The 26,411-nt window shown below is 67.8% G+C and carries 25 protein-coding genes; 11 read left to right on the top strand and 14 right to left on the bottom strand.

Annotated features, from left to right (window positions below):
- Positions 1-13 precede the first annotated feature (13 nt).
- The 8 genes from IT182_02355 to tgt form a co-directional block, all read right to left on the bottom strand.
- Complete coding sequence (locus IT182_02355) at positions 14-658, bottom strand: MotA/TolQ/ExbB proton channel family protein (protein MCC6162170.1); 645 nt, start codon at positions 656-658, stop codon at positions 14-16.
- 182 nt (positions 659-840) lie between these two features.
- On the bottom strand, positions 841-1,584 hold the full coding sequence (locus IT182_02350; protein MCC6162169.1) for a TonB family protein: 744 nt from the start codon (positions 1,582-1,584) through the stop codon (positions 841-843).
- Between the two features lie 280 nt (positions 1,585-1,864).
- Positions 1,865-2,527 carry a DUF502 domain-containing protein gene (locus IT182_02345; protein MCC6162168.1) on the bottom strand — a complete coding sequence of 221 codons (663 nt, stop codon included), beginning with the start codon at positions 2,525-2,527 and terminating at the stop codon, positions 1,865-1,867.
- Between the two features lies 1 nt (position 2,528).
- Positions 2,529-3,341, bottom strand: coding sequence for an undecaprenyl-diphosphatase UppP (gene uppP / locus IT182_02340; protein ID MCC6162167.1), 813 nt, complete (start codon positions 3,339-3,341; stop codon positions 2,529-2,531).
- A gap of 9 nt (positions 3,342-3,350) precedes the next feature.
- The gene (secF, locus tag IT182_02335; protein ID MCC6162166.1) at positions 3,351-4,334 is read right to left on the bottom strand and encodes a protein translocase subunit SecF; all 984 of its coding nucleotides are present in this window, start codon (positions 4,332-4,334) and stop codon (positions 3,351-3,353) included.
- Positions 4,335-4,341: 7 nt separating this feature from the next.
- Positions 4,342-5,898, bottom strand: coding sequence for a protein translocase subunit SecD (gene secD, locus IT182_02330; GenBank protein ID MCC6162165.1), 1,557 nt, complete (start codon positions 5,896-5,898; stop codon positions 4,342-4,344).
- A 6-nt stretch (positions 5,899-5,904) separates the two neighbouring features.
- Entirely contained in the window at positions 5,905-6,246 is a 342-nt protein-coding gene (gene yajC, locus IT182_02325) for a preprotein translocase subunit YajC (GenBank protein ID MCC6162164.1), read from the bottom strand.
- 14 nt (positions 6,247-6,260) lie between these two features.
- Complete coding sequence (gene tgt, locus IT182_02320; protein ID MCC6162163.1) at positions 6,261-7,424, bottom strand: tRNA guanosine(34) transglycosylase Tgt; 1,164 nt, start codon at positions 7,422-7,424, stop codon at positions 6,261-6,263.
- A gap of 59 nt (positions 7,425-7,483) precedes the next feature.
- On the opposite strand from tgt, the gene IT182_02315 reads away from it, so the two are divergent.
- Positions 7,484-8,641, top strand: a complete 1,158-nt coding sequence (locus tag IT182_02315) for a D-alanine--D-alanine ligase (GenBank protein ID MCC6162162.1) — start codon at positions 7,484-7,486, stop codon at positions 8,639-8,641.
- Positions 8,642-9,122: 481 nt separating this feature from the next.
- Here the strand turns inward: IT182_02315 and IT182_02310 are convergent, their stop codons facing one another.
- Together IT182_02310 and IT182_02305 are read right to left on the bottom strand one after the other, a co-directional pair.
- Complete coding sequence (locus tag IT182_02310; protein MCC6162161.1) at positions 9,123-9,290, bottom strand: hypothetical protein; 168 nt, start codon at positions 9,288-9,290, stop codon at positions 9,123-9,125.
- A gap of 303 nt (positions 9,291-9,593) precedes the next feature.
- On the bottom strand, positions 9,594-11,738 hold the full coding sequence (locus tag IT182_02305) for a HEAT repeat domain-containing protein (GenBank protein MCC6162160.1): 2,145 nt from the start codon (positions 11,736-11,738) through the stop codon (positions 9,594-9,596).
- An 11-nt stretch (positions 11,739-11,749) separates the two neighbouring features.
- On the opposite strand from IT182_02305, the gene IT182_02300 reads away from it, so the two are divergent.
- From IT182_02300 to IT182_02280, 5 genes are all read left to right on the top strand, one after another.
- On the top strand, positions 11,750-12,448 hold the full coding sequence (locus IT182_02300) for a deoxynucleoside kinase (protein MCC6162159.1): 699 nt from the start codon (positions 11,750-11,752) through the stop codon (positions 12,446-12,448).
- Between the two features lie 96 nt (positions 12,449-12,544).
- Positions 12,545-13,390, top strand: coding sequence for an acetyl-CoA carboxylase carboxyltransferase subunit beta (locus tag IT182_02295; protein MCC6162158.1), 846 nt, complete (start codon positions 12,545-12,547; stop codon positions 13,388-13,390).
- Positions 13,387-14,760: a bifunctional folylpolyglutamate synthase/dihydrofolate synthase gene (locus IT182_02290; GenBank protein ID MCC6162157.1), complete on the top strand. Its 1,374-nt coding sequence runs from the start codon at positions 13,387-13,389 to the stop codon at positions 14,758-14,760. The genes IT182_02295 and IT182_02290 overlap by 4 nt, the downstream gene beginning before the upstream one ends.
- 41 nt (positions 14,761-14,801) lie before the next feature.
- Positions 14,802-17,120 (top strand): LPS-assembly protein LptD, encoded by a 2,319-nt coding sequence (locus IT182_02285; GenBank protein ID MCC6162156.1) that lies wholly within the window; start codon positions 14,802-14,804, stop codon positions 17,118-17,120.
- 7 nt (positions 17,121-17,127) lie between these two features.
- Positions 17,128-18,072, top strand: a complete 945-nt coding sequence (locus tag IT182_02280; protein MCC6162155.1) for a GDP-mannose 4,6-dehydratase — start codon at positions 17,128-17,130, stop codon at positions 18,070-18,072.
- Between the two features lie 17 nt (positions 18,073-18,089).
- Here the strand turns inward: IT182_02280 and IT182_02275 are convergent, their stop codons facing one another.
- Together IT182_02275 and IT182_02270 are read right to left on the bottom strand one after the other, a co-directional pair.
- A complete protein-coding gene (locus tag IT182_02275; GenBank protein ID MCC6162154.1) occupies positions 18,090-19,199 on the bottom strand; it encodes a hypothetical protein in 1,110 nt (369 codons plus the stop codon).
- 4 nt (positions 19,200-19,203) lie between these two features.
- Positions 19,204-19,872 (bottom strand): hypothetical protein, encoded by a 669-nt coding sequence (locus IT182_02270; protein MCC6162153.1) that lies wholly within the window; start codon positions 19,870-19,872, stop codon positions 19,204-19,206.
- A 104-nt stretch (positions 19,873-19,976) separates the two neighbouring features.
- On the opposite strand from IT182_02270, the gene IT182_02265 reads away from it, so the two are divergent.
- Entirely contained in the window at positions 19,977-20,924 is a 948-nt protein-coding gene (locus IT182_02265) for a radical SAM protein (GenBank protein MCC6162152.1), read from the top strand.
- An 86-nt stretch (positions 20,925-21,010) separates the two neighbouring features.
- Here IT182_02265 and htpX read toward each other — a convergent pair whose 3' ends face one another.
- On the bottom strand, positions 21,011-21,847 hold the full coding sequence (gene htpX / locus IT182_02260; GenBank protein ID MCC6162151.1) for a zinc metalloprotease HtpX: 837 nt from the start codon (positions 21,845-21,847) through the stop codon (positions 21,011-21,013).
- 51 nt (positions 21,848-21,898) lie between these two features.
- Here htpX and IT182_02255 point away from each other — a divergent pair, with 51 nt between their 5' ends.
- Complete coding sequence (locus IT182_02255) at positions 21,899-22,519, top strand: hypothetical protein (GenBank protein ID MCC6162150.1); 621 nt, start codon at positions 21,899-21,901, stop codon at positions 22,517-22,519.
- A 255-nt stretch (positions 22,520-22,774) separates the two neighbouring features.
- On the top strand, positions 22,775-23,026 hold the full coding sequence (locus tag IT182_02250) for a hypothetical protein (protein ID MCC6162149.1): 252 nt from the start codon (positions 22,775-22,777) through the stop codon (positions 23,024-23,026).
- A 797-nt stretch (positions 23,027-23,823) separates the two neighbouring features.
- On the opposite strand, the gene thiC is transcribed toward IT182_02250, so the two are convergent.
- Complete coding sequence (thiC, locus tag IT182_02245; GenBank protein ID MCC6162148.1) at positions 23,824-25,551, bottom strand: phosphomethylpyrimidine synthase ThiC; 1,728 nt, start codon at positions 25,549-25,551, stop codon at positions 23,824-23,826.
- A gap of 219 nt (positions 25,552-25,770) precedes the next feature.
- Here thiC and IT182_02240 point away from each other — a divergent pair, with 219 nt between their 5' ends.
- Together IT182_02240 and IT182_02235 are read left to right on the top strand one after the other, a co-directional pair.
- Positions 25,771-26,013 carry a hypothetical protein gene (locus tag IT182_02240; GenBank protein MCC6162147.1) on the top strand — a complete coding sequence of 81 codons (243 nt, stop codon included), beginning with the start codon at positions 25,771-25,773 and terminating at the stop codon, positions 26,011-26,013.
- A gap of 249 nt (positions 26,014-26,262) precedes the next feature.
- The coding region (locus IT182_02235; GenBank protein ID MCC6162146.1) for an ISL3 family transposase at positions 26,263-26,411 on the top strand (149 nt) is incomplete at its 3' end.

Below are 26,411 nucleotides of genomic sequence, written 5' to 3'. Positions count from 1 at the left end.
GCCATCCAGCGACCTAGGTGCTCTTCTTGACGAAGTAGTCGACCATCTCCGACGAGCTGTTGTCCATCTCGACGTTGAAGTACTCGAGACGGCCCGTCAGGTAGTTGTAGAACCACACCGCCGGAATGGCGACGACAAGGCCGAGCGCCGTTTCGACGAGCGCTTCGGAAATGCCGGCCGACACCGAGCCGATGCCACCGGAGCCCGTCGAGGCGATGCCCTGGAACGCCGAGATGACGCCGACGACGGTACCGAGCAGACCGACGAACGGAGCCGTCGAGCCGATGGTGGCGAGCGAGGAAACGCCCTTCTTCAGGTCGTTACCGGTGAGCGCTGTGGCGCGCTGGATGGCGCGGCGCACCGTGTCGAGCAGGTCGTCACGCGTGAGCTGCTGACCGCTCTCGGACTGGAACTGGTACTCCTGCAGGCCCGCGAGCACGACCTTGGCAAGGTGGCTGTACCGGAAGTTCTTGGACTGCGACAGCGCGATCGCGTCCTTGAGACGGCCCTCCTTGAGGTGCTTGGCAACCTGCGGGGCATAGAGCTTGGACTGCTTCTTGGCCTGGGAGAAGGTGTACCACCGCTCCACGAAGACGCCGACCGACCAGAACGACATGAAGAAGAGGATGTACGCGACGGCCTTCGCGACGAAGCCCATCTGCTCCCACATGTGAAGAAGATTCAAATCACCCATTGCGCTCCACCCCTCCGGGGATGACTGCCCGGGACGCTGCCTTCCGGCAACGCACCCGCAGATCGTTCATGTCGATCACGATCGATCGTGCTGTTCTTGACTGACAGGCGCCCGCCCCCGATCGCGGAGGGCGGGAACCCAGGGGACTACTGCAACGTAAAGTTCACCGTGACGGTCATGATGACCGGAACCGGCACGTTATTGAGCAGCGTCGGTGTGTACTCCCACTGCTTCACCGCATCGAGCGCCGCCTGATCGAGCAACGGGATGCTGCGCAACACCCGCGCGTTCTGCACCTTGCCGTTGGTCCCGATGGTGGCCTCGATGATCACGACACCCGACACGCGCGCCGACTGTGCGATCTGCGGGTAGATGGGGTTGACGCGTCGCAGTTGCTTGGGCGGCGCGATGGCACCGCCGACGCGCACCGGAGCCGCCGGCGGCGGTGGGGGCGGCGGCGGCGGGGCTGACGGCAGGCCGCCGACGACGCCGCCGAGCGCACCACCAGGAATGCCGCCTTCGACGCCACCCGGCACGCCCACGCCCACGTTGGCCGGCGGCGGTGCGGGAGCTTCGGGCTTGATTTCCTTCGGCGGCTCGATGGGGGCCGCGTTCGGATTGCTCACTGTCGTCGGCGTCGGGGCCGGCGCGGCCGCCGCGGGTGGCGGCGGCGGTGGTGGCGGCGGCGGTGGCGGTGGCGGTGGCGCACCCACGAACGCCGTCATGCTCCCGCTCACCTCCGGCAACGCATCGAGCGCCATGAGCGGGATCAGCACCACGCTCCCGACGATGAGCAGGTGCACAAGAATCGAGACGGGAACCGTGTACCACTTCTGCGAACCGACCTTGATTGACGGTTCGACCACGTCCCCGAACATGTCTTTCGGCACTGGCCTGTCCTCCTACCGACCACAGACGCGATGACTTCCCGTCGTGAGGCGGCGATTATAGCGACAGCAAAAAAACAGTGTCAACGAACTCCGATGCCTTCTTTGACACCGGTTCCCGAGAATCGGATCACGCGCTCGTGAACTTTCTCTCCGACCCTCGCCAGCACCTCGACCGCCCGGCGCACGACCCGGCCCAGCCTCGCCGCCCTGAGATCACAGGCCGCCGATAGTAGTCGCGCGGCACGCGCCTGTCAAAAGCGGACGTGAACGCGGCGCGCGGTCAGACGTCGGACGAGGGGTTTGCCCCGACATCCGATCCGGCATCCGGCCCACGCTGCCGAGCAGGGTCGACGTGCGCGTGCACGTCGGGGGGCAGTGCCATGCCGCCGGTGAGGAACACGCGCACACCTTCCTCGACCGTGATGTCCGGGTAGCGCACGCGGTCGCGCCGATACAGCAGCACGTCGCCAAGGTAGAGGTGGTTGGTCGGGACATAGACGGCCACCCAGGGTTCGGGACGACCGTCGGCGTCCGGCACCGTGATCTCGCGCGTGAGGAACCCGAGCACCATCCCGCGCTGCGGCTCCTCCACGAGTACCACGCGCTTGAAGCCCGAGTCGTTCTGCGGATTGAACGCCCACACGAGCTGCTTCACCGGCGCGTAGATCGAGCGGAACAACGGCACGAGCATCAGGTAGTGTTCCGCGCGCTGCAGCAGACGGCGACCGATGACGTTGGCCGCGAAGAACCCGACGATCAGAATACCCGCCGCCGTCACCGCGATGCCGAGGCCCGGCACGCGCCGACCGAAGACCTGCTCGACGATCGGCGACGTGAGATCGTCGGCGATCCCGAAGATCCAGATCAGCGCCGCGATGCTGAGGGCGAGCGGGACCGTGACGAAGAAGCCCGCCACGAACCGTCGCTGCAGGTAGTTCCACACGTCAGCGTGGGAAGAGCCAGACCACGACGGCCGCCGCGAGCGCGAGGCGATACCACGCGAACACGGCCAGCGAGTGCGACCCGAGATACCGCATGAAGAACCTGATGGCGAGATAGCCCACGAGAAACGCCGTGATGCCACCCACGAGGAACAGCGTCGTCTCGCCCGGCGCGACCCCTACGTGACGCAGTTCGAGCGCTTCCTTGGCCGCCGCCGCCAGGATCGCGGGAATGCCGAGCAGGAAGCCGAATCGTGCCGCCGCCGCGCGCGTGAATCCCATTGCCATGCCCGCCACGATCGTGGACCCCGATCGCGACACGCCGGGGATGAGCGCGGCCGTCTGTGCGACGCCGAACGCGAGCGCCTGCGCGACGCTCATGCCGCGGTCGTCATGGCGCCACTGCGTCCCGACACGCTCCACCACGAAGAACAGGATCGACCCCGCCGCCAGCGCGACGGCCGCCACCTGCGGCGTGCGCAGGTGCGCCTCGATGGCGCTCGCCCACAGCGCACCGACGATCACCACCGGGATGGTCCCGATGGCGATGAGGCGCGCACGGCGCGCCTCCGCGTCGGTCCCCGTGAAGACACGCGGGATCGCCGCGATCATGCCGAGGATGTCGTCGCGGAAATAGACGAGGATGGCCAGCAGCGTGCCGACGTGTGTCGCCACGTCGAACGCGAGGCCGAAGCCGCTGTCGTCCCAGCCGAAGAACGCCCGGGCCAGGATGAGGTGCGCGGAGCTCGACACGGGCAGGAACTCCGTGAGTCCCTGCACCACGCCCAGCAGCGCCGCGGCGGCGAGCACCGGCACGCGCAGTCCTTACGCGTTGCGCCGCTCGCGGCGACGCGCGCGCTCGGCCGCCGCACGCGCGGGCGTGGCCGCCTGCGCCGGCCCCGACGGCTTCATTTCGCTCTTGCTGAGCGCGATGGCGATCGCCGACGCGATGAAGATGGTGGAGTAGGTGCCGCTCACGATGCCGATGAGCATCGTGAAGGCGAAGCCTTCGAGCACCTCGCCGCCCAAGAGGAACAACGCGAACACGGCCAGGAACGTGGTACCCGCCGTGATCAACGTCCGGCTGAGCGTCTGGTTGACCGCCGTGTTGACCTGCTGCTCCAGCGCCGCGCCGCGCATGGTCCTGAAGTTCTCGCGCACGCGATCGAAGATGACGATGGTGTCGTTCACGGAGTAACCCGTGATGGTCAGGATGGCCGCGATGACGTTGAGCGAGAGTTCGTAGCCGCAGAAGGCCAGCACCGCGAGCGTGACGATCACGTCGTGCAGCGTGGCCGCGATGGCGCCGATCGCGAACGAGGGCCTGAAGCGGAACGCGATGTAGAGCGCGATGCCGATGATGCTCGCGAACGTCGCGTAGATGCCCTTGCGCTGCAGGTCCTTGCCGATCACGGGGCCGACGATCTCGGTGTTGATCACCTCGAACGCGCCGACGTTGGCGGCGCGCAGGGCGTCGGTGAGTTGGCGCGCACCGGCCTCGAGACTCGTGCCTTCCTCGGTCTGCTCCACCTGCGGCAGGCGGATCAGGATTTCGTGCGCGTCGGGATTGCCGTACTGCTGGACGACCTTCTCGCCGGGGATGCTGTCGAGCGCGGTCCGCACCGTGTCTTCGGACGTGGCCTGCTGGAACTTGGCGATGACGATCGTGCCGCCCGAGAAGTCGATGCCGAGCGGGAGCCCGAGCCGCGCTGTCTGCACGATGCCGGCCACGACGAGAATCGCCGAGAAGGCCAGCGCATGCCAGCGCCACCTGGTGAAGTTGTAGTGGGCGTTGGTGAACAGTTCCATGACGGCCTCAGATGCTCAGCTTCGCGGCCTGCGGACGGCGCGACAGGATGAGTTCGAACAGGGTCCGCGACGCGAACACGGCCGTGAACACATTGGCGAGCAGTCCGAAGAACAGCGTGGTCGCGAACCCGCGAATCGGGCCCGTGCCGAACTGGAACAGGAACGCCGCCGAGATGAGCGACGCCACGTGCGTATCGAGAATGGTGAGAAACACGCGGTCGAACCCGGCGGCCACCGCCGCGCGTGCCGACTTGCCGGCGCCGAGTTCCTCCTTGATGCGCTCGAAGATGAGCACGTTGGAGTCCACGCCCATGCCGATCGTCAGGATGAAGCCCGCGATCCCCGGCAGCGTCATCACCGCACCGATGTACGCCATGAAGCCGAGCAGGATGACCAGGTTGAGCGAGATGGACAGCAGCGCGTTGACGCCCGAGAACTTGTAGAACGCGAGCATGAACAGCGTGACGAACCCGAGGCCGATGAGCGACGCCATCACGCCGGCGCGGATGGAGTCGGCGCCGAGCGACGGACCAACGGTGCGTTCCTCGAGATAGGTGAGGCTGGCCGGCAGCGCGCCCGACCGCAGCGTGAGCGACAGGTCCTGCACCTCCTGCGAGGTGAACGACCCGGAGATCCGGCCCTCGTCGTAGATGCGTCCTTCGATCGTCGGCGCGCTCTGCACGCGGCCGTCCAGGATGATCGCCAGCTGGCGACCGATGTTCTGTGCGGTGAGCTGACCGAACTTGTCGGCACCCTGCTGGTTGAGCGAGAACGACACGGCCGGCTGGTTGTTCTCGTCGAGCGACGGCTTCGCGTTGCGCAGGTCGCGGCCCGTGATGCCGGCCACGCGCTTCACGAGGTAGTACACGGGGCCCACGCCGCCGGCCTCCGCCGCGCCGGGCACGACCTCGAGGTCACCGGGTACCTGCCCGCCGCGCGACGCCAGCAGCGACTCGCGCGTGGGAGCCGGACCGTCCTCGACGATCTTGAGCTCGAGCAGTGCCGTCGACCTGATGATCTCCTTCGCGCGGGAGACATCGGTGACGCCCGGCATCTGCACGAGGATCTGGTCGCCGTCGCCGTGCGGCGCGACGATGGGCTCGGCAACGCCGAGTTCGTTGACGCGCCGCTCGATCGTCTGCAGCGCCTGCGCCACGGCGTCCTGCCGCAGCCGCGTGATCTGCGCCGGCTTCAGCGCGAACGTGTACGCCCCACCCGCCGACGAGGACCTGTCGAACAGCTGCCCGACCCACTCCTCCGCCACGCGGCGGAAGTCCGCGTCGCGGTCACCCGGCACGCCTTCCACGCGGAACGACCGGATGTCGTCGGCGACGACGTTCGAGACAGACACGCCCTGGCGTGACAGCTCGTCACGGAGGCGTTCCGCGCTCGTCTCCGTCTCCACCTTGAGCGCATCGTCTGTCTGGACGCGGAGGACGAGGTGGACACCGCCCTTCAGGTCGAGGCCGAGCCTGACCTTTTCCGTGGGTGGATAGAAGGCCGCGACGGCCAGCGCGATCACCGCGACGATGGCGATCAGCTTCCAGCGAAGGTTGCTAGTCATGAGGGATTACGCGTTGCCCTGCTCGGCCACGACGACGGGGTCCTGCCCCTGATAACCGCCGACGGCCGCGCGGGCCACGTCGATGCGCACGTTGGGGGCGATCTGTAACTGTACGTGCTGCTCCCCGAGACGCGTGATCGTGCCGTACATGCCGCCCGTGGTGATGACCTTGTCGCCCAGCTTCAGGCCACCCTGGAAGTTGGCGACCTTTTGCTGCCGTCTCTTCATCGGCAGCAGCACCATGGCGTAGAAGATGCCGAGAATGACGACGAAGGGCAGCAGCGACAGCCAGGGGCTCGCGTTGGGATCGGCGGGGGCCGCCATGGCGAGCGACGACGGGACGGACATACTCGGAAAAAGCATCAGGAACTCAGGGGTGTTCGGGAGAAGCGGCGGTGAAAATCCTGTCTGAACTGCTCGAACGACCCGAAACCGATAGCCTGTCGGATCCGCCGGAGGGTGTCAAGGTAAAAGACGAGGTTGTGGACACTTGCGAGCGTGCCACCGTTCATCTCGCGGTTCTGGAACAGGTGCCGCAGATAGGCCCGCGAATGACGGCGGCAGGTGTCGCACGGACACGTCTCGTCGATGGGCCGATCGTCACGCGCGAAGCGGGCGTTGCGCAGGTTGATCGGACCGTCGGGCGTGAATACCTGGCCGTTGCGCGCGTTGCGCGTCGGCAGCACGCAGTCGAACATGTCGATGCCGCGTGCCACGCACTCCACCAGGTCGTCGGGCATGCCGGTGCCCATCAGGTACCGCGGCGTGTCCTCGGGCAGGAGCGGCGCCGTGTGCGCCACCACGTCGTACATCGTTTCGACCGACTCGCCCACGCTGAGGCCGCCGATCGCGTACGACTCGAACCCGATGGCCCGGAGCGCGGCGGCGCTCTTCTCGCGCAGGTGCGGGTAGATCCCGCCCTGCACGATGCCGAACTGCGCCTGGCCGGGGTTGGACACCGTCACGCCATCGACCGGCCCGGCCCGCAACTGCTCGAACCGGTCGCGCGCGCGCCGCGCCCAGCGGAGAGTGAGGTCCAGTGACGCCGCCGTGGCCGCCTCGCTCGCGGGCGCCGCGAGACACTCGTCGAGCACCATCGCGATGTCGGGTCCGAGTTGCGCCTGGATGTCGACCACGCGTTCGGGCGTGAGCTCGTGCCGCGAGCCGTCGTGGTGTGACTGGAATCGAGCCCCGGCCTCGCTGATCTTCACGAGCGGGCCGAGGCTGAAGATCTGGTAGCCGCCGCTGTCGGTGAGGATCGGGCCCGGCCAGCCGATGAAGCGGTGGAGACCGCCGCGTTCGGCGATCAGGTCGTCGCCGGGACGGAGATAGAGGTGATAGGTGTTGGCGAGGACGATCGACGCGCCGGCCTCTTCGAGGGTTCGCTGGGTGACCCCGCGGACGGCACCGCGCGTCCCCACCGGCATGAAAGCCGGCGTCTCCACGTCGCCGTGAGGCGTCTGCAGGCGGCCCGAACGGGCCTTGCCGTCCCGGGCTGTCAGCGTGAACGCGAAGGCGCCGGGCATTCGGCTATACTACGGCATCCATCCGGCCATTCCGGCCGACATTCGGACACCCGAAGCCCTTGAAGAAACTCCGCGTAGGCGTTGTCTACGGTGGTCGCTCCGGCGAGCACGAAGTCTCGATCGCCTCGGCAGCCGCCGTCATGGCCAACCTGGATCGCGCGCGCTACGAAGCGGTGCCGATCCGTATCGACAGGGACGGCCGGTGGTCGCTGGCCGACAAGCCGCCGTCCGCCGCGTCGGCCTCCGAAGTGATCGAGCAGACGCGCGCCGAGCTGAAGGCGCTGCGCGCCGGCCGGGAGGTTCATCTCCTGGCGCGACCGAGCGAGGAGACCATCCTCACCATCGACAGGTCACGCGGCCGTGGCGATGACGAGGCGCACGCCGTGGTCACGGGTGTCGGGCTCGACGCGATCTTCCCGGTACTGCACGGACCGCACGGCGAAGACGGCACGGTGCAGGGCCTGCTCGAACTGGCCAACGTGCCGTACGTCGGCTGCGGCGTACTCGCCTCGGCCGTCGGCATGGACAAGGCACTCATGAAGCGCGTGTTCGGAGCGGCGGGCCTGCCGCAGTGCGCCTACGTCGTCGTGTCGCGGCAGCGTGTCCTCGCGGAACCGGCCGTCGTCGCCGAGGAACTCGCGGACGCGCTCGGCCTGCCGGTGTTCGTCAAGCCGGCCAATCTCGGGTCGAGCGTGGGCATCTCGAAGGCACGCACGGTCGAGACGCTCGTAGACGCGCTCGAGCTCGCCGCCGAGTACGACCGCAAGGTGGTGGTGGAAGCGGCGGTGCCGCACGCGCGAGAGATCGAGGTCGCGGTGCTCGGCAACGACGAGCCGCGCGCATCGGTGCCCGGCGAGATCGTCCCGTCGCGCGAGTTCTATGACTACGAGGCGAAGTACCTGGACAGCGGGAGCCGCCTCGCGATTCCCGCGGACGTGCCCGCCGACCTCGGAGCGCGGCTGCAGACGCTGGCCCTCGACGCGTTCCGCGCGATCGACGGCGCGGGCCTGAGTCGCGTCGACTTCCTCGTCGATGGCGAGAGCGGCGAGGTGTTCGTCAACGAGATCAACACGATGCCCGGCTTCACGACGATCAGCATGTACAGCAAGCTGTGGGCCGCGAGCGGACTCGCGTATCCCGATCTCGTCGATCGCCTCCTCCAACTCGCGCTCGAACGCCACGCCGAGAAGCAGCAGCTCCGCGTCTCGGCGTTCTGAGCCTCGCCGACGCATTCGGCGCGCGTCCCTGTCGCCGAACAGCCTCACCCGTCATCGGCGCGACCAAGCACTCGCACGGGAGACGCGCCGCTTGACGGTCTCGAATTCGATCTCCTGAGTCCCGCGTCCCGATTCCCTGCCCGGTTGCCGGCTTGCCGATTGCCGGTTGCCGGCTCCTTGTTTTCACGTTCGTATTCACTTACACATGTCGTGCAGGACCCGCGTGAACGCGCTACGGGCACGCTGTCGAAGCGATGTTCGTGACGGGCCGTTTTCGGTAAGCGATCGCTTGAACTTGTCAAGTTTGACAACGGCCGCCTGTTTGCGCTAGCCCCTTCCTCCTGGGCGCATTTCGGATGGGCAAAATTTTTTGACAAGCACGCTGGAATTGTGCTTGACAAGCAAATTTTCTCATCCATAATCTACATCTTGTGTGAGGCTGGGTAGCTCAATCCACCTGTAGTGATGGGTCAATGACGACTCAACGCAACGGAACGAGCACCGCCAACCTAGGAGGAAGAATGGCGAAGAAGGCAGCCAAGAAGGCCGCGGCGAAGAAGGCCGCTCCGAAGGCCACGAAGAAGGCCGCGAAGAAGCGGTAGTAGTTCGCGGTCCGGGCGCTTCGTCGCCAGGCCGCAACGGGCGTCATCTCCGATGGGGCCCGTCAGTTGGACAAATGCGGCGGCTGCCAGATTCCATCGGCGGCCGCCGGCCATTTCCGGCCGTAGCGAACGGCTGCCGTCGCCCGCTCTCACGGGCCGTGATTGCGGGAGGCAGCGTTGCGAGCGTACGTGAACGCCTGCGAGCGGCCGGCCAGATGTACACCGCCTGGAAAGGGGGTTTACGCCTTGGCCAGGAAGTCGGCCACGAGGGCCGCCGCGACCAACGCGGCGGATTGACGGGATCGCAAGGGGGCGCGGCTGTCCGCGCCCCTTTCATGTCCCCTTTGATGTCACTGGGGCGTCACACCATCCCACACGCGAATCCGCGTGATCGTATCGCCCACCTCCAGCGCGTCCACCACGTCCATCCCGCTCACCACGTCACCGAACACCGTGTAGCGCGCTTCGAGATGCGGTTGCGGCGCGTGCGTGATGAACCATTGGCTGCCGCCGGTGTCGGGACCTGCGAGCGCCATGCCCACGGTGCCGCGCCGATACGGGCGATCGCTCAGTTCGTCGCGGATGCTGTAGCCGGGGCCGCCCGATCCATCGCCGCGCGGATCGCCATCCTGCACGACAAACGCCGGCACCACGCGATGCAACCGCAGTCCGTCGAAGTAGCCGCGACGCGCGAGCGCGACGAAGTTCTCCACGGTGAGGGGCGCGTCGAGCACCGCCAGTTCGATCTGGATGGTGCCCTTCGCGGTCTCGACGTAGATCTGCGGTGAGTACGCCGGCGAGACGAGGTGCGCGGCAGCGTATCTGCCTGCCGCCTGCGACACGGGCGCCGGCCTGATGCGCGTGAGCGCGTCACTGGACGGATCCTGTGCGACGAGCCAGCGCGCCGCGCGCAGACGCATGGCCCAGTCGCGGTCGCTGAGCGTCTCTTCCATGGGCCCGCGCGCCGCCGCCGGATCGAGCGTGGCGAGCGCGTCGAGCGCCGCCCAACGCGCATCGTCGGCCGCGTCGGTCTTCGCGCGCTGCCACGCCGCGATCAACGCATCACGCAGCGCCGTCAGCTTCTGCGCGCCCACGACGGAGGCCGCCGCCGCGCGCACCATCACATCGTCGCGAGCGAGCGCCGCGGCGAGATGCTTCTCGAGACCGGGAAGCTTCAGCGTGCTCCACGCGCGCAGCACCGACGGCAGCACGCGCGCGTCGGCGTCGGCGACGAGGCGTTCGAGCATCGGCGTCGCGTTCTCGGGTGCCAGCGTGGTGAGTGCCTCGGCCATCGCCGCGCGCACGCGCCAGTCGGCATCGGGATCGAGGCCAGACAGCGCCGTCGTGAACGACAACGAGTCCACGCGCGCCAGCGTCTTCAACGCCGCCGCGCGCACGAACGGCGATCGATCGGTGAGCCTGTCGATCAGATCCGGTTCGGCGTCGCGCATGTCGATCTGCGCCAGCGCACCCATGATCTCGAGTTCGAGACCGAGTTCGACATCAGGCTGGCGCAGCAACGCCAGCAACGGGGCCGCCGCGCGTGCGTCGGCCAGTTGTCCCGCGGCGCGCACCGCGGACACCCGCACCTGCGGATGGACCTGGCGCTTCGCTTCGAGCAGGGGCAACAGCGTGGGTAACGCCGCCGCGGCGCGACGCTCGCCGAGCCCGCGCACCGCATACCCTGCCGTGAACGGCGACGGCGACGACACGAGTTCGATCAACGCCGGCACCGCACGGTCGTCGGCGATGCGCGAGAGCGCCGCGGCGATGGGCCACCATGAGCTGCGCGGACGCCCCTGCGCGTCGAGCACCGCCGTGGCAAGGCCGTCGTAGCTGCGCAACGCCGTCAGAGCGATGAGCCCCCGACGCACCGCCTCGGCTTCGGGCGACGGCACACCGCCTTCATCGGCCGGTGGCGTGCCGATCGCGCCGGCCGACACCAGGCGCTGCACCATCTGCGCGATGGGTGCGGCGGAAGCCGCCGCCTTGTCGGGACCGATGAGTCCGAGCGCGTGCGCCGCACGCCCCTTCACCAGCGGACTCGGGTCGCCCAGCGTCGTCACCAGCGGATCGACGGCCGCGGCGTCGCCGATGAGCCCCAGCGCGAACGCCACCATCGCGCGCACGTCGGCGTCGGGATCCTGGAGGTGGCCCACCAGCGGCGCCACGCCGGCGGACAGACCCACGCGGCCGATCCCGAGTGCGGCACGCCGGCGCACGCGCGCATCCGAATCGCCGAGGAGCGTGACGAGATCCATCGCCGGCGGCGCCGGTGCGGCGGGCCGCGGACGGCCGCGGGCGTCGACGCCTGGCGGTGGAGCCACGGGACGCGAGAGCGCATCCTCCAGCACACGCAAGTCTTCGAGGCGCAGGATGCTGGCGACCTTGGGTTCGTAGGCGGGGGCGACGACCGGGGGTGGTACGGCCGGCGGTGCCGACGCACAAGCGGTGGCCACCGCCAGTCCGACTGAGAGCAACAGGCGACGCGTCATCACTCGGGCGCATGCTAGCACGCGCGACTTGCTGGGGTTCGAAGCCCGTCGCTATACTGCGCGCCATCGTGGACGCGCGCTACCTCGCGATCGAGGGCCCTCCGGGCGTCGGCAAAGCCCTCCTCGCGGAACGTCTCGCGCAGCGCCTCGACGCGACGCTGGTCACCGACGATGGGGAGAATCCGTTTGCAGGCGACCGTCGCGCACGCGGCAGCGGCGCGGCGTTCCAGGCGCAGCTCTTCCATCTGCTCGCGCGCCATCGCCAGCAGGAAACCCTGCGGCAGGGCGACCTCTTCAGCCAGACCACCGTCTGCGACTACCTGTTCGACAAGGACAGGATTTTCGCGTACCTGACGCTGGACGACAACGAGCTCTTCATCTATCAACGCCTGTACGACCTGCTCACCAGGGATCTCCCGACGCCCGACGTCGTCGTCTATCTGCAGTGCCCGACAGACAGGCTGCGCAAGCACCTGCGTGACAGGGCCCGCCGACTCGCCGATCGTCGCGCAGCCGATGACGAAGCGCGAATCGGTGAGTTGAACGACGCCTTCAACCACTTCTTCTTCCACTACACCAGCGCTCCACTGCTCGTCGTCGAGACCTCGTCGCTCGGGCTCGACTGGCACGACGAAGACGTCGAAGACCTGCTCCGACAGATCGAGCACATGCAGCAGGGCACCCAGTACTACGTCCCGCGGCAGCGTTGACGTGCCCTCCGGCGACGGCTACGCTGTCACCTTCGCCAGCCGACGTCGCGAACGGCCGGGGCAGTCCCCGGCACCGCGGCACGGTCACGACACCCCATGGCCTGGTTCAAGCGCGTTCCCAAACCCATCGCCCCGACGGAGAAGGCGAGCCGCATCCCTGAAGGCATCTGGGTCAAGTGCCCGGACTGCGGCCAGGCGCTCTACAAGAAGGACCTCGACGGCAACATGCAGGTGTGCCCGAAGTGCGGACATCACTTCCGCCTCGGCGCCGCCGACCGCCTCGCGATGCTGTTCGACGGGCCGTGGGTCGAGCACGATCGCGGCCTCGCGTCGACCGATCCCCTGAGTTTCATCGACACCAAGCCGTACTCGCAGCGCCTGCGCACGGCACAGGAGGCCACCGGCCTCGAGGACGCGATCGTCTGCGGGACCGGCACGATCGACGGGATCGAGACCGAGGTGGCCGCGATGGAGTACTCCTTCATCGGCGGCAGCATGGGCGTGGTGGTCGGCGAGAAGATCACGCGGGCGATCGAGCGCGGACTCCAGCACCGTCGTCCCGTGGTGGTGGTGTCGTGCTCGGGCGGCGCGCGGATGATGGAGGGCACGCTCTCGCTCATGCAGATGGCGAAGGTGAGCGCCGCGCTCGCGCGTCTCGATCGCGCAGGCCTGCCGTACATCTCGGTTCTCACCGATCCCACCACCGGCGGCGTCACCGCCAGCTTCGCGATGCTCGGCGACCTGAACATCGCCGAACCGAAGGCCCTCATCGGTTTCGCCGGCCCGCGCGTGATCGAGCAGACGATCCGCCAGAAGCTGCCGGAAGGCTTCCAGCGCGCCGAGTTCCTCGTCGAGCACGGGATGGTCGACATGATCGTGGACCGCCGCAAGCTGAAGGCAGCGATCGCCGACGCCCTGAGGTTCATGCACACACCGGCATGACGCCACAGGGCCGTCTCGCCACGCGCGAGTTCGTCGGCGTCAAGCTCGGGCTCGTCACGATCCGCACGCTCGTCGACGCCCTCGGACATCCCGAACGCACAGGCACGCCGGTCATCATCGCCGGCACCAACGGCAAGGGATCGGTGACGGCCATGGTGTCGCACGCCCTGCACGCTGCCGGGCTGCGCGTGGGCCGGTACACGTCGCCCCATCTCGTCCATCTGCGCGAGCGCTTCGCCATCGACGGCACACCCGTGACCGACGAGGCCCTCGACGCGGCGCTGCAGGAGGTGTTCGATGCGGAGGACGCGCTCCTCGCGAGCAACGCGCTTCCCGGACCGGGGACCTATTTCGAACTGACAACGGCGACGGCGTTCGTGCTGTTTCGCACCGCAGCGGTCGACGTGGCGGTGCTCGAGGTCGGGCTGGGCGGACGTCTCGACGCCACCAACGTCGTCGATGCGCCGTTTGCGGCGATCACGTCCATCGGCTTCGACCACATGGCGTACCTCGGCGACTCGCTGGCCCACATCGCCGCCGAGAAGGCCGGCGTGATTGCGATGGGCGCAACTGTCGTCAGCGGCGTGACCGACGACGAGCCGGCGCGCGTCATCGAACAGACCTGTACGCAACGCCACGCCACACTGATCCGCACCGCAGACGATGTGCGCATCGCGACTGGCGGCTCTCCGCCTGGTAGGGCTGGCGCTCCCACCTGCAGGGCCGGCTCTGCGAGCCCGACCAACTTTCCCGCAACCGAAAACACCCCGCTGACAATCGAGACACCGCGTCGCACCTACGGCCCGCTCGTGCTCGGACTGCGTGGCGCGCATCAGGCCGCGAACGCGGCCGTGGCCGTGCGACTGCTCGAAGCCCTCGAAGCGGCAGGCATTGGCGGCGGCCGCGACGCGATCGTCTCAGGTCTCACGCAGGCACGCTGGCCCGGCCGGCTCGACCGGCGCACGCTGCCGTCGGGCGCCCCGGTCGTGCTCGACGGCGCGCACAACCCCGACGGCGCGCGCGCCCTTGCGGTGTGGCTGAAGGACGCCGCGTTCACGCCAGCCATCCTCGTCACGGCGTGCATGCGCGACAAGGATGTCGACGGCCTCCTCGCACCACTGTTGCCTCTTGCGTCGCGCGTCATCGCCACGACTGTCGACCTGCCGAGATCCCTGCCCGCCGACGCGCTCGCGTCGCGCATCGCCACGCTCGCCCCCGCCCTTCGCGTCGAGGCGGTCGCCACGCCGGCCGACGCGCTCCGTGCCGCGGCTTCGGGACGTGCGCGTGTGGTCGTCGCAGGCTCGCTCTTCCTGGTCGGCGCGGCCCTCGCATGGCTCGACCAAGCGCCGGGGCCGCCCGATCCCGCGTGATATTCTGCGGGTCGCCACGCCAGGCGCCTTCCCCCAGCCCCGTGCCCGCATTCATCACGCTTCGTGTCCTCACGCTCCTGCTGGTCCTAACGGCGCTGCCCACGCTGGCGCTGGCGCAGCAGCTGCCCGGGTTCAAGCTCTCCCGTCAGCTCCGCATCGAGATCGACGGGACGAAGACGCGCCTGATCGGCGAGGTCGAACTGGAACAGGAAGACGGCGCGCAGCGGTTCCTCGCCGACGAGGTCGAGTACGACCGCGAGACGGGCAAGGTGGTGGCGACGGGCAACGTCGTCTACACGTCGGCGCAGACGCGCATCGCGGCCGAGCGCCTGGAGTTCGACAACACGACCAAGCTCGCCGTGTTCTACGACGCCACGGGGTCGACGTACCTCGGCGACAAGGTGGACAAGAGCTTCTTCGGCACGCAGGAACCCGATGCGCTGTTCTACGGCGAGAAGGTGGAGAAGGTCGGGCCGAAGCGCTACAAGATCACGCGCGGGGGGTTCACCAGCTGCGTGCAGCCCACGCCGCGCTGGGAGCTCGTCTCGAGCACCGCGCTGGTCGAGCTCGAGGAGTACGCCGTCCTGACCAACACCGTGCTCAAGGTGAAGGGCGTGCCGATGTTCTACCTGCCCGTGATGTACTACCCGATCCAGAGCGACGACCGCGCGACGGGGTTCCTGCTGCCCACCTACGGGTCGTCGGTCATCCGCGGCCAGAGCATCAGCAACGCGTTCTTCTGGGCGATCAACCGCAGCCAGGACGCCACCATCACGCACGACTGGTTCACCAAGCGCGGCCAGGGCGTCGGCGCCGAGTACCGCTACGTCGCGGGCCCCGGCTCTCAGGGATCGTTCAACACGTACTACCTGAAGGAGAAGGAGGCGTCGTACTCGACGACGGCGGGATCCGTCACGACGCCGGCCGCGACCAACTACGAGATTCGCGCCAACGTCGGGCAGGCGCTGCCGTTCAAGCTGCGCGCGCGCGGCAACATCGACTACTTCTCCAGCATCGTCACGCGCGCGACGTTCAATCAGAACCCGTACGACTGGTCGTCGCGCACGCGCACCATCCGCGGCAACCTCTCTGGCACGTGGGGCAAGCAGGGCGTCAGCGCGACCTACGACACCACGGAGCTCTTCTACACCGAGGCGTCGTCACAGACCATGGGCGGCACGCCGCGGCTCTCCTACTCGCTGGCGCAGAGCCGCATCGGCAAGACGCCGATCTACTACAGCCTGGGCTCGGAGTGGGTGAACATCACGCGCGTCGACACCGACCAAGCCAACAACATCGAGTACGACCAGGGGCTCCAGCGCTTCGACATCACGCCGTCTGTACGGATCCCGTTCAACAAGTGGCCGTTCCTCACCTTCAACTCCTCGATCGCGTACCACTTCACGCGCTACAGCGAGAGCTACGTGAAGGACGTCAACAATCGCGACGTGCAGGCCGACGTGCCGCTCACGCGGCGCTACTGGGACCTGCGCACCGACATCGTCGGGCCGAAGTTCACGAAGGTGTGGGACACGCCGGGCAACGGCTACGCCGAGAAGTACAAGCACACGATCGAACCCACGTTCACCGTGCAACGGCTCACCACGTTCGAGGGGTACGACCGCATCCCGAAGCTGGAAGGGTACGACTTCACGTACGGCGGCACGACGCGCATCGCCTACGGCATCGTCAATCGCTTCACGGCAAAACGGCGCGCCGGGGAGTCTGCCGCACGCACGCGCGACTTCCTGACGATCGGCATCACACAGAGCTACTACAGCGACCCGCGAGCCAGCCTCTACGATTTCGGTTCGTATCCGCTGAACTATTTCGGGCGTGAACCGAGCAACTTCTCGCCGATCAACTTCAGCGCGAATTTCTCGCCCAGCCAGCGCACCAACGTCACGGCACGCCTCGACTGGGACGACCGCGCCGGCGAGTTCCAGAGCATCCGCGTGAACGGCAGTTACGGCCTGCGCCAGTGGCTCGACGTGAACGGCGGCTGGAGCCAGCGCAAGTTCTCGTTCGATCCGACGCGGCCCGACAACTTCCTCAACGGCGGCACGACGGTGCGCACGGCGCGGAACCGGATCGGCGGGACGTTCTCCTTCTACTACGACATGGGGCGCCAGACGATGATCGACAGACGCATCGTCGGCTACTACAACGCGCAGTGCTGCGGCATCATCGTCGAATACCAGACGATGAACTTCGCGCAGTATTCGAGCTTCCCCGTGCCGCAGGATCGCCGCTTCAACATCGGCTTCACGCTGGCCGGTCTCGGGACCTTCTCGAACTTCCTCGGCGCGTTCGGCGGCAACACGGGCGCGAGCGGAAGCTTCGGGGGACGGTCCTACTAGCGCGCTCATGACTCGCCCCACTGTCGTCACTGGTGCGGCGGGCTTCGCCGGCCAGCATCTCGTGGCGCTCCTGCGCCAGGACGGGCCCGTGGAGGGCTGGTATCGCCCGGGCGTCCCGCCACCGCCCGCATCACTGGCACTCGACGGCGTGACGTGGCGCGAAGTGGACCTGCGCGAGGCGAGTGTCGTCGGCGCCGCGATTGCGTCGGCGCGTCCGTCGTCGCTGTACCACCTCGCCGGTGCAGCCAATCAGGGTGCCGCGTGGGCGCACACCGATGTCGCACTCGACCTCAACGCGCGAGTGACGCACGTGCTGCTGCGCAGCATCGGCCGTCACGCTCCTGACGCACGCGTGCTCGTGACGACGTCGGCCGCCGTGTATGCGCCGTCCGATGAGCCGCTGAGCGAGGACGCGCGCGTGTCGCCGGCAACGCCGTACGGCGTGAGCAAACTCGCGCAGGAGATGGTGGCGCGCGCCGCGGTGCGAGAGGGGCTCGACGTGGTGATCGTGAGGCCCTTCAACCACATCGGCCCCGGTCAGGGTCCCGGTTTCTTCGCGCCCGAATTCGCCAGGCAACTGGCGCGCATCGAACGCGGCCTCGAAGCGGGCCCGCTGCGCGTGGGCAACCTCACGGCGCGACGCGACTTCACCGACGTCAGGGACACGGTGCGCGCGTACCGGCTGCTGATGCAGCGGGGCGCAAGCGGCGAGGTCTACAACGTGTGTCGCGGCGAAGCGTTCGAGATCGGCGCGCTGCTCGACATGCTGCGCGCCGCCGTGACGGTACCGGTCGACGTGGACGTCGACCCCGCGAAGCTCCGCCCGGTCGACGTCTCGCTCTTGCTCGGCGATCGCACTCGCCTCACCGCGATCACGGGCTGGCACCCGGACATCCCCATCACCCGCACGCTCGAAGACATCCTCACCGAACAACGCAACGCGATTCGCTGACTTCCGGCGCCCGGCCGTTACACGCGCAGGAACGTGCCGTTGCGATAGAGGTAGCGCAGGCAGATCCAGCGGACGGCGATCGCACCGAGCGCAAGGACGACAGGGCCCGCACCGCCGACGATGCTGGCCAGGCCACCGAGGAAGAACTTCGAGATGTCGCCGAAGTTGATGAACTCCTGCGCGACGTAGATCGTGATCGCGTTCATGCCGATCACCACGAAGGGGAACGCCCACCGGCGCATGCCCTGCATGTCGATCACGAAGTAGAACAGCGCCACGAGCAGGAGACTCCACCCGGCGGCGATCATCACGTAGGAACTCGTCCAGAGGTTCTTGATGACGGGGAAGAGCGGCCACCACACGTAGCCGAGGACCAGGCTCGCCACGCCCGCGACGAGAAGGCCACGCAGCTTGGTGCCCGCCGAGCACGCCTGCACCAGCCACCAGCCCGTCAACGCGCCGAAGAGACACGTCGCAATCGCGGGGATGTTCGAGAGCACGCCTTCGTTGTCGCCATACGGCGGGTAGCAGCAGAACTTGCCTGGCAGCAGCAGGCGATCGACGTACCCCACCAGGTTCCCTTCCGGTGAGAGGTCGTATGCGCGAAATCCAGGCGCAGGCACGAATGCCAGCAGCGCCCAGTATCCGAGCAGCAGCGAAACGGCGAGGATGGCCTGTCCCTTCACGCGCAGGTGCAGCACGGCGAGCGACGTGAACAGGTAACAGATCGCGATGCGCTGCAGCACGCCGGACCATCGCATGTTCGGCAGGTCGAACTGGAGCAGGCCCCAGTTGATCCACCCGAGCAGCATCAGCAGCGCGAATCGCCTGACGATGCGGCCATACGCGGCCGATGGCTGCGCGGCGTACCGCTTCAGCGACATCGGCAGCACGACGCCGACGATGAAGATGAAGAGCGGGAAGATGAGGTCGTAGAACACGAACCCTTCCCAGGGCAGGTGTTCCATCTGGTGATCGAGCCACGTCCACCCGAACCACACGGCGAGGGCGCGGGCCAACACGTCGCCGCCCGTGATCCAGAACATGTCGAAGCCCCGCAGGGCATCGATGAACAGGAAGCGTGGCGACGATCCCGACGTCGCGGCGGCGGTGCGAGACGCAGCCACGACGTTACTTGCGAACGGCCGACCAGGTGCCGGTGCTGCCGGCGATGTCGTAGCGCCCCTTGAGCGCGCCGGCGTCGTAGGTGCCGTCGATGGTCCCGCTCGCGCTGTCGGACACGACGGTGAGTGAGAGACGGCCGTTCTCGAAGGTGCCTTTCAGCGGCAGCTCGTTGCCGTCTGGCATGCGAAGCGCACCACCGACGGTCGCGCCCTCGTGCGTGAACATGAAGCTGTATCCGTCGCCGCCATCGCCAGAGATGGCCCAGGCCCCGGACAGCGACGCGGCGCCGGCCTTCGAGCCGATGAAGTCGCCCGCGCCGGCGCCATCGGCGTAGTCCACGCTGCCCTTGATGTCCGTGCCCGTGATCTTCCCCGCCATCACGACGGGAACCGGTTGTCCCTGGTAGTCGACCGAGAACGAGAACGTGACCCCCTTCTCACTGGTCGTCACGACCACCGGCGTCGCGCCGGGCAGTCCATCGATCGTGCCCGCCAACTGGCCTCCATCCTCGCGGATCGCCATCGTGGTTGGATGCGTGCCGACCGGCGACGTCATCGTGATGTTCCAGGTGCCGACGACGTCGTTGGCGGCAGGCGCTTGCGCGAAGGCCACGCCGGCCCAGCCGAGAATCGCCGCCGCGACAACCCCTCGCACCACTCGTGTGTGACTAGCCATAGCGCGACAGTGTACATCTCCTTCCGGGGCCGACTCCCGGCGAATCGCACATCCTTGACCACCCACTCGCGCGCGGAGGACAATGGCGAAGATACGGCGAATACATGCCCCGCCAGATGCCCCTGTTCGAGGAACCGCTCACCACCCGCGGCGTCGCGGCGATCGTCAGGATTGCGGGTGTCGAGGGCCTGCCCTCCGCCGAGCGGCGTGCAGACAACGCGCACTATCAGGAAGTGGTATGCCGGTCGGCGCTCAATCGCGTGAAGGGCATGGCGTTCCGCTGGACGCTCAATCCCTACCGCGGCTGCACGCACGCGTGCGAGTACTGCTACGCGCGCCGGTACCAGAGCCAGTTGGAGATGGGTGCCGGCGACGAGTTCTCGAGCTACATCTTCGTGAAGCGCAACGTGGCCGACGTGCTCGCGCGACAACTGCACGCGCCATCGTGGCGGTGCGAACTCGTGGCTCTCGGCACCGCCACCGATCCGTATCAACCGATCGAAGGCCGCTACAGGCTCACGCGCGCGTGCCTGGCGCACCTCGATGCGGCGAACACGCCCGTGGGACTCGTGACGAAGGGGCCGATGGTGGTGCGCGATGCCGACGTGCTCGCGCGGATGTCGCAACGCGGACTCGCGCGCGTCTACGTCAGCGTGCCGACCGTCGATCCCGTGTGGGAGCAGCTGGAACCCGGCACCGCCCCGCCGATGCAGCGCCTGCGCGCCGTGCGGCACCTGCGCGACGCGGGCGTGACGGCCGGCGTCCTCATGAGTCCACTCGTGCCCGGCTTCACGACGCACCCGTCACGCATCGCGGCCACGCTGCAGGCCATGGCCGATCTGGACGTGCCGCTGCTCGGTGGCAACGTCCTTCACCTCGAAGACGCCAGCCGCGAGCACTTCTTCCAGTTCCTCGAGGCTCAGGCCCCGCAGCTGCTGGAAAGGTACGCGCGGCTGTATGTGCGGAAGTATCCCGATCCGGCCTACGCGAAGCAGGTCAAGGCCGTCCTGACCCTGCTGCGCGACCGATACGAACCATCTGCAACACCGTAGGGGCCGGGCTCGGAGAGCCGGCCCTACCTATCGCCGCTGTGGGTAGGGCCGGCTCTCCGAGCCCGGCCCCACAACGTCCGCCCGCGTCAGCGGGGGCCCATCAACGCCGAGATCCGCTGTTCGGTCGGCGGGTGCGTGCTGAACAACGAGAACAGGCCGCGCACGCTGAACGGCTTGATGATGAACATGTGAGCCGTCGCCGGATTGGCATCCATCGGCACGCGCTTGCTGGCCGATTCGAGCTTGCGGAGCGCGTTGACCAGGCCCATCGGCGACCCGGCGATCTCCGCCCCGCCGGCATCGGCCCCGAACTCGCGCGACCGCGAGATCGCCGACTGGATCAGCATCGCCGCGAGGGGTGCCACGAAGATGCCCACCAGCAGCGCGATCGGGTTGCTCCCTTCCCCATCGTCGGATCGCGAGTGGCCGAAGAAGCTCGCAAATTGCGCCATGCGCGCCACCATCATGATCGCGGCGGCGATTGTCGCCGCCACGGAGCTGATGAGGATGTCGCGATGCTTGACGTGCGCGAGCTCGTGCGCCATCACGCCCGCCAGTTCATCGCGCGACAGCAGGCGCATGATCCCCTCGGTGGCCGCAACGGCCGCGTGCTGCGGATTGCGCCCCGTGGCGAACGCGTTCGGGGAGTCGTCGGGAATGATGTAGACGCGCGGCATGGGGAGCTGCGCCCGCCGCGCGAGGTCGGCGGTGAGCTGGGACAACGGGTGGTCCGGCCCGACCTCCCTGGCGCGATACATCGCCAGGACGATCTTGTCGGAGAACCAGTAGGACCCGAAGTTCATGACGATGGCGATGACAAACGCGATGAGGAGTCCGCCCTCGCCGCCGAGGAGTTGTCCGATGTACAGAAACAGCGCGCTGAGCAGGCCCAGCAACGCAGCAGTTTTCACAGCACTGGTCATGTGTACTCTCTTCCAGGGCGAACGTGCCCGTTCCTTCGTACAATAAGACGCATGACGCGCGCGATCGAGTTGACGGTGTGCCTGACGCTGCTCGCCGCGGCTCCGGCACTCGGCCAGAGCCGCCCGCAAACCCCGCCTCCGCCGCCGCGAGGTGTGGCGCCGCAGCCCGTCGGCAGACCCGACACACCGGCTACGACACCGCAGACACCGCCTGTTTCGAGCGAGACGGCCAGACCGGTGCCCCCCCCGACGGCACCGACCGCGGCGCCGCGGGGTGAAGCCAGCCACCCGGCCCTGCCGGCCGATCCGGTGCCGACGGCCGCGCAGCTCGGCCTGCCGGTGTACCCCGGCGCGCGCTTCCTGCGCTCGTTCGACGCGGGCCAGGGCCAGCGCTACTACCTGTTCGGCAGCACCGCGTCGTTCGCGGAGCTCGTGCTCTATTACCGCACGCAACTGCGCGACAGGGGCGACCTCGTGTACGACGTCCCGCCGGTACACATGTTCGAGGTCGGCCGCTTCCGTGAAGAGACGATGGCGTTCCCACCGGGCGTGACGATCAAGGATTACACATGGGGCGGCTCGAAGGGCTACCTGGTCCCCACCCCCGGCGCGGACCCCAGCCGCTACCCCACGATTATCCAGATCGTCCCCGTCGTCGGAACGGGGCGGTAGCGAACGCCGGGCATCGGGCAGCGGGCACCGGGCACCGGACCCGCCTTCGCGCTGGCGGTTCAACTCACAGACGGTTGGCGGGACAACCACTCGCTGTAGCGGCGACGCATGCGTCGGCCCCTACGCATGCTGAGGATGGGTCGCGCTATCGTCCCGTGAGCCCTGAACCGTAAGCCGCACGCCCGTGCTCCAGATGGAGGCCAGGGGCTTCAGCCCCTGGCGCGCACGCGCATGCGGTGCGAACGCGGTGCTACCATGACTCGCATGGGCGTGAGGAAGTTGAGCGTTGCGTTGGACGACCGCGTCGCCCAGGCCGCCGCCACGAGTGCCGAGCGTCAGGGCCTCAGCCTGTCCGCATGGCTCAACCGGGCTGCCGAGAACGCGTTGAGCATCGAGGATGGCCTTGCCGCGGTGGCCGAATGGGAGGCTGAGCACGGCCGGCTGACTGAACGCGAACTGGCCGATGCGGATGCCGTCCTCAACACCGTGTGGAACGTCACGGCCTGAGCCATGGGCGTCACGTACGACACCGGGGCATTGATGAATCGGCGTGACCTCTGGGCGTTGCATCTGCGGTCGCTTCAGAAGGGCGAACGACCGGTGGTGCCGGCGGCCGTACTGGGACAGGCCTGGCGTGGTGGACCACAGGCACAGTTGTCGCGTCTATTGCGCGGCTGCCGTATCGAAGATTTCAATGAGCCGCGCGCCCGTGCCGTCGGCGTGGCGTGTGCGCGCTCCGGCGTACGCGACATCGTTGACGCAGCGGTCGTCGTAGGAGCGATGGCGCGACGTGATGTCGTCGTCACAAGCGATCCGGACGACCTCGAGAAGATCGTGAGCGCACTCCGAGGGGCCACCACTTCGCATCCATCGGGTGTGACGCTCACGTCGTTCGCAGTCACCCCTCGCGCAATGCGTCGGTCGGCTGCACGCGCGTTCCCCGCCAGACGGGCGGCCACAAGGGCCGCCCCTACGTGGTGGTCATCCGAGCGTCAAAGTGTAGGGGCGACCCTTGTGGTCGCCTGGGCGCCAATGTGTAGGGGCGACGCATGCGTCGCCCCTACGGGTGCTGAGGATGGCTGGCGCTGTCGTTCCGTAAGCCCTGAACCGTAAGCCGTAAGCCGCCCATCCTCCAGATGGAAGACATCGATGCGGGCGTAGGGGCGGCCCTTGTGGCCGCCCGTTCAGATCGGGCACCCACAAGGGGTGCCCCTACATAGTGGTCGTCAGTGTGCTCGGAACGGATGCCTGTGCCTGCCGGTTGTCCATTCCCGGCATCGCGGCATTTCCGGCATTGCTGCTCCCTAGCCCTCTCTCACGTAAATCTCGCCGGCTTCCTTGAAGTCGGCGGCCTTTTCCTGCAGCCCCTTCTCGATCGCGGTCGTCGTGTCGAGGCCCTGGGCGGCGGCGTAGTCGCGCACCTGCTGGGTGATCTCCATCGAACAGAACTTCGGTCCGCACATCGAGCAGAAATGCGCGACCTTGGCGCCGTCGGCGGGCAGCGTCTCGTCGTGGTACGCGCGCGCCGTCACGGGATCGAGCGCGAGGTTGAACTGGTCGTTCCACCGGAACTCGAACCGTGCCTTCGACAGCGCGTCGTCCCACACGCGCGCCTGCGGATGACCCTTGGCGAGGTCGGCGGCGTGCGCGGCGATCTTGTACGCGATCACGCCCGCCTTCACATCGTCTCGATCGGGGAGCCCGAGGTGCTCCTTCGGCGTGACGTAGCAGAGCATCGCGGTGCCGTACCAGCCGATCATCGCGGCGCCGATGGCCGACGTGATGTGGTCGTAGCCCGGCGCGATGTCGGTGGTGAGCGGGCCGAGCGTGTAGAACGGCGCCTCGCTGCACCACTCGAGCTGCTTCTCCATGTTCTCCTTGATGAGGTGCATGGGGACGTGGCCGGGCCCCTCGTTCATCACCTGAACGTCGTACTCCCAGGCGATGCGCGTGAGCTCACCCTGCGTCTGCAGCTCGCCGAACTGCGCGGCGTCGTTCGCGTCGGCGATCGATCCTGGACGCAGACCGTCGCCGAGCGAGAACGACACGTCGTAGGCACGCATGATTTCGCAGATCTCGCGGAAGTGCGTGTAGAGGAAGTTTTCCTTGTGGTGCGCAAGGCACCACTTCGCGAGGATCGATCCCCCGCGCGAGACGAGGCCGGTGACGCGACGTGCGGTGAGCGGCACGTAGCGCAGCAGCACGCCGGCGTGAACGGTGAAATAGTCCACGCCCTGCTCGGCCTGCTCGATGAGCGTGTCGCGATAGAGCTCCCACGTCAGCTCTTCGGGCCGTCCGCCCACTTTCTCGAGCGCCTGGTAGATCGGCACGGCGCCGATCGGCACGGCGCTGTTGCGGATGAGCCACTCGCGCGTCACGTGGATGTCCTTGCCCGTGGAGAGGTCCATCACCGTGTCGGCGCCCCACAGCGTGGCCCAGCGGAGCTTGTCCACTTCTTCCTCGATCGAGGACGACACCACGGAGTTGCCGATGTTGGCGTTGATCTTCACCAGGAAGTTGCGGCCGATGATCATCGGCTCGAGCTCCGGGTGATTGACGTTGGCCGGGATGATCGCGCGGCCCCGTGCGACTTCCTCGCGCACGAACTCCGGCGTGAGGCTCTCGCGCGTGGCGATGTAAGCCATCTCCGGCGTGATCTCGCCGCGGCGCGCGTACGCGAGCTGCGACACGGCCTGGCCGTCGCGCGCGCGGCGGCGCGTGCGCGTGCGCGCGAGCAGCGCAGGCGGCATCTCGCGCTTCCACGCGTTCAGCAGGAGGTGCCGCGGCTCCTCGATCGTGTCGCCGCGCTGCTCGATCCAGTCGCGCCGCACCTGCGGCAGGCCGGTGCGCACGTCGACGCCCTGCGGACCGCTGGTGTCGTAGACACGCAGCGGCGCGTTGCCGCCAGACAGGGCGATCTCGCGCATCGGTACGCGCGTGCCCTGCGGCCCGTCGACGAGAACCTTGCGCGAACCGGGGAACGCCTCTTCGTAGGAGAGAAGCGGTGAGGTGGGCGTAGCGGACTGGGCCATTCGTCGAAGCTCCCGTTTCGATCACGTGGAGCCCGACGGCACGAGGCCAGGCTCCGCACTCCCTACGCCCGCCGCCGCGCAGACGCGCGAAAGCGAACCAGGTTCCAAGGGTGTGATCTCAATCTCGCCGAAGCGGCGCCTGGCTCACAGGCAAAGCGACGCGCCAGCGGATACCCCTGGCGGACAGGAGGTGATCATAGACCAGGACAAGGACGAAGGATGCGCACGCTCGCTCCACTGCCCGTCGACTCCGCGCTCGCGCCGCTGCGGGTTGCGCTCCAGTCGTACCGGGCGGCGGTGCTGGTCGCCACGCCGGGGGCGGGCAAGACGACGCGGGTGCCGCCGGCACTCGTCGACGAGGGGCGCGTGCTGGTGCTGCAGCCGCGGCGGGCGGCCGAGAGGCACCGGTATCACTTATGCCGACTGATGTGGATCCACCGCCTTCGGCCGTGTCGGCATTGACTCGGCTGCAGCTATGACGCGGCTGGCGCCATGAGTACGAGTTCGACACCGTCGGCTGGTTGCCCCATGTCGTTAGTTACTATCGAACTGCCGGCAGGGCTCCGTGCCACTATGTGACAACACAGATTATGAAAATGGTCCTTCCGGGAATGGCGTGGGTAGGTCGGGCCGGCTGCGCGGGCCACTCGGCGGGTGAGCGGCCTGCTCGCCGGCCTTGCGCCGAGGAGTGGGGTGACGTAGAACCGCGGGATGCAGGACACCAAACTCTTCTACACGATTCTAGGGTTGCAGGCGCCGTGGCACATCGCGCGGGTCGCGTTGGACACGTCGGGGGAGCGGGTTGATCTCTGGGTCGAGCACGACGCCCGCGCGCGCTGGACGTGTCCCGAGTGCGAGGT

The organism is Acidobacteriota bacterium (assembly GCA_020845575.1).
Lineage (GTDB): Bacteria > Acidobacteriota > Vicinamibacteria > Vicinamibacterales > Vicinamibacteraceae > Luteitalea.
The sequence above is the reverse complement of the archived record's forward strand: the minus strand, read 5'-3'. Positions and strand labels throughout refer to the sequence as shown.

Excerpts from the sequence above, each read along its gene's own strand:
- IT182_02355 (MCC6162170.1), bottom strand. The coding sequence starts at position 658 with ATGGGCTTCGTCGCGAAGGCCGTCGCGTACATCCTCTTCTTCATGTCG.
- secF (MCC6162166.1), bottom strand. The coding sequence starts at position 4,334 with ATGGAACTGTTCACCAACGCCCACTACAACTTCACCAGGTGGCGCTGG.
- secD (MCC6162165.1), bottom strand. The coding sequence starts at position 5,898 with ATGACTAGCAACCTTCGCTGGAAGCTGATCGCCATCGTCGCGGTGATC.
- yajC (MCC6162164.1), bottom strand. The coding sequence starts at position 6,246 with ATGTCCGTCCCGTCGTCGCTCGCCATGGCGGCCCCCGCCGATCCCAAC.
- tgt (MCC6162163.1), bottom strand. The coding sequence starts at position 7,424 with ATGCCCGGCGCCTTCGCGTTCACGCTGACAGCCCGGGACGGCAAGGCC.
- IT182_02310 (MCC6162161.1), bottom strand. The coding sequence starts at position 9,290 with ATGACGCCCGTTGCGGCCTGGCGACGAAGCGCCCGGACCGCGAACTAC.
- IT182_02305 (MCC6162160.1), bottom strand. The coding sequence starts at position 11,738 with ATGACGCGTCGCCTGTTGCTCTCAGTCGGACTGGCGGTGGCCACCGCT.
- IT182_02300 (MCC6162159.1), top strand. The coding sequence starts at position 11,750 with ATGCTAGCACGCGCGACTTGCTGGGGTTCGAAGCCCGTCGCTATACTG.
- IT182_02295 (MCC6162158.1), top strand. The coding sequence starts at position 12,545 with ATGGCCTGGTTCAAGCGCGTTCCCAAACCCATCGCCCCGACGGAGAAG.
- IT182_02290 (MCC6162157.1), top strand. The coding sequence starts at position 13,387 with ATGACGCCACAGGGCCGTCTCGCCACGCGCGAGTTCGTCGGCGTCAAG.
- IT182_02280 (MCC6162155.1), top strand. The coding sequence starts at position 17,128 with ATGACTCGCCCCACTGTCGTCACTGGTGCGGCGGGCTTCGCCGGCCAG.
- IT182_02270 (MCC6162153.1), bottom strand. The coding sequence starts at position 19,872 with ATGGCTAGTCACACACGAGTGGTGCGAGGGGTTGTCGCGGCGGCGATT.
- IT182_02265 (MCC6162152.1), top strand. The coding sequence starts at position 19,977 with ATGCCCCGCCAGATGCCCCTGTTCGAGGAACCGCTCACCACCCGCGGC.
- htpX (MCC6162151.1), bottom strand. The coding sequence starts at position 21,847 with ATGACCAGTGCTGTGAAAACTGCTGCGTTGCTGGGCCTGCTCAGCGCG.
- IT182_02255 (MCC6162150.1), top strand. The coding sequence starts at position 21,899 with ATGACGCGCGCGATCGAGTTGACGGTGTGCCTGACGCTGCTCGCCGCG.
- IT182_02250 (MCC6162149.1), top strand. The coding sequence starts at position 22,775 with ATGACTCGCATGGGCGTGAGGAAGTTGAGCGTTGCGTTGGACGACCGC.
- thiC (MCC6162148.1), bottom strand. The coding sequence starts at position 25,551 with ATGGCCCAGTCCGCTACGCCCACCTCACCGCTTCTCTCCTACGAAGAG.
- IT182_02240 (MCC6162147.1), top strand. The coding sequence starts at position 25,771 with ATGCGCACGCTCGCTCCACTGCCCGTCGACTCCGCGCTCGCGCCGCTG.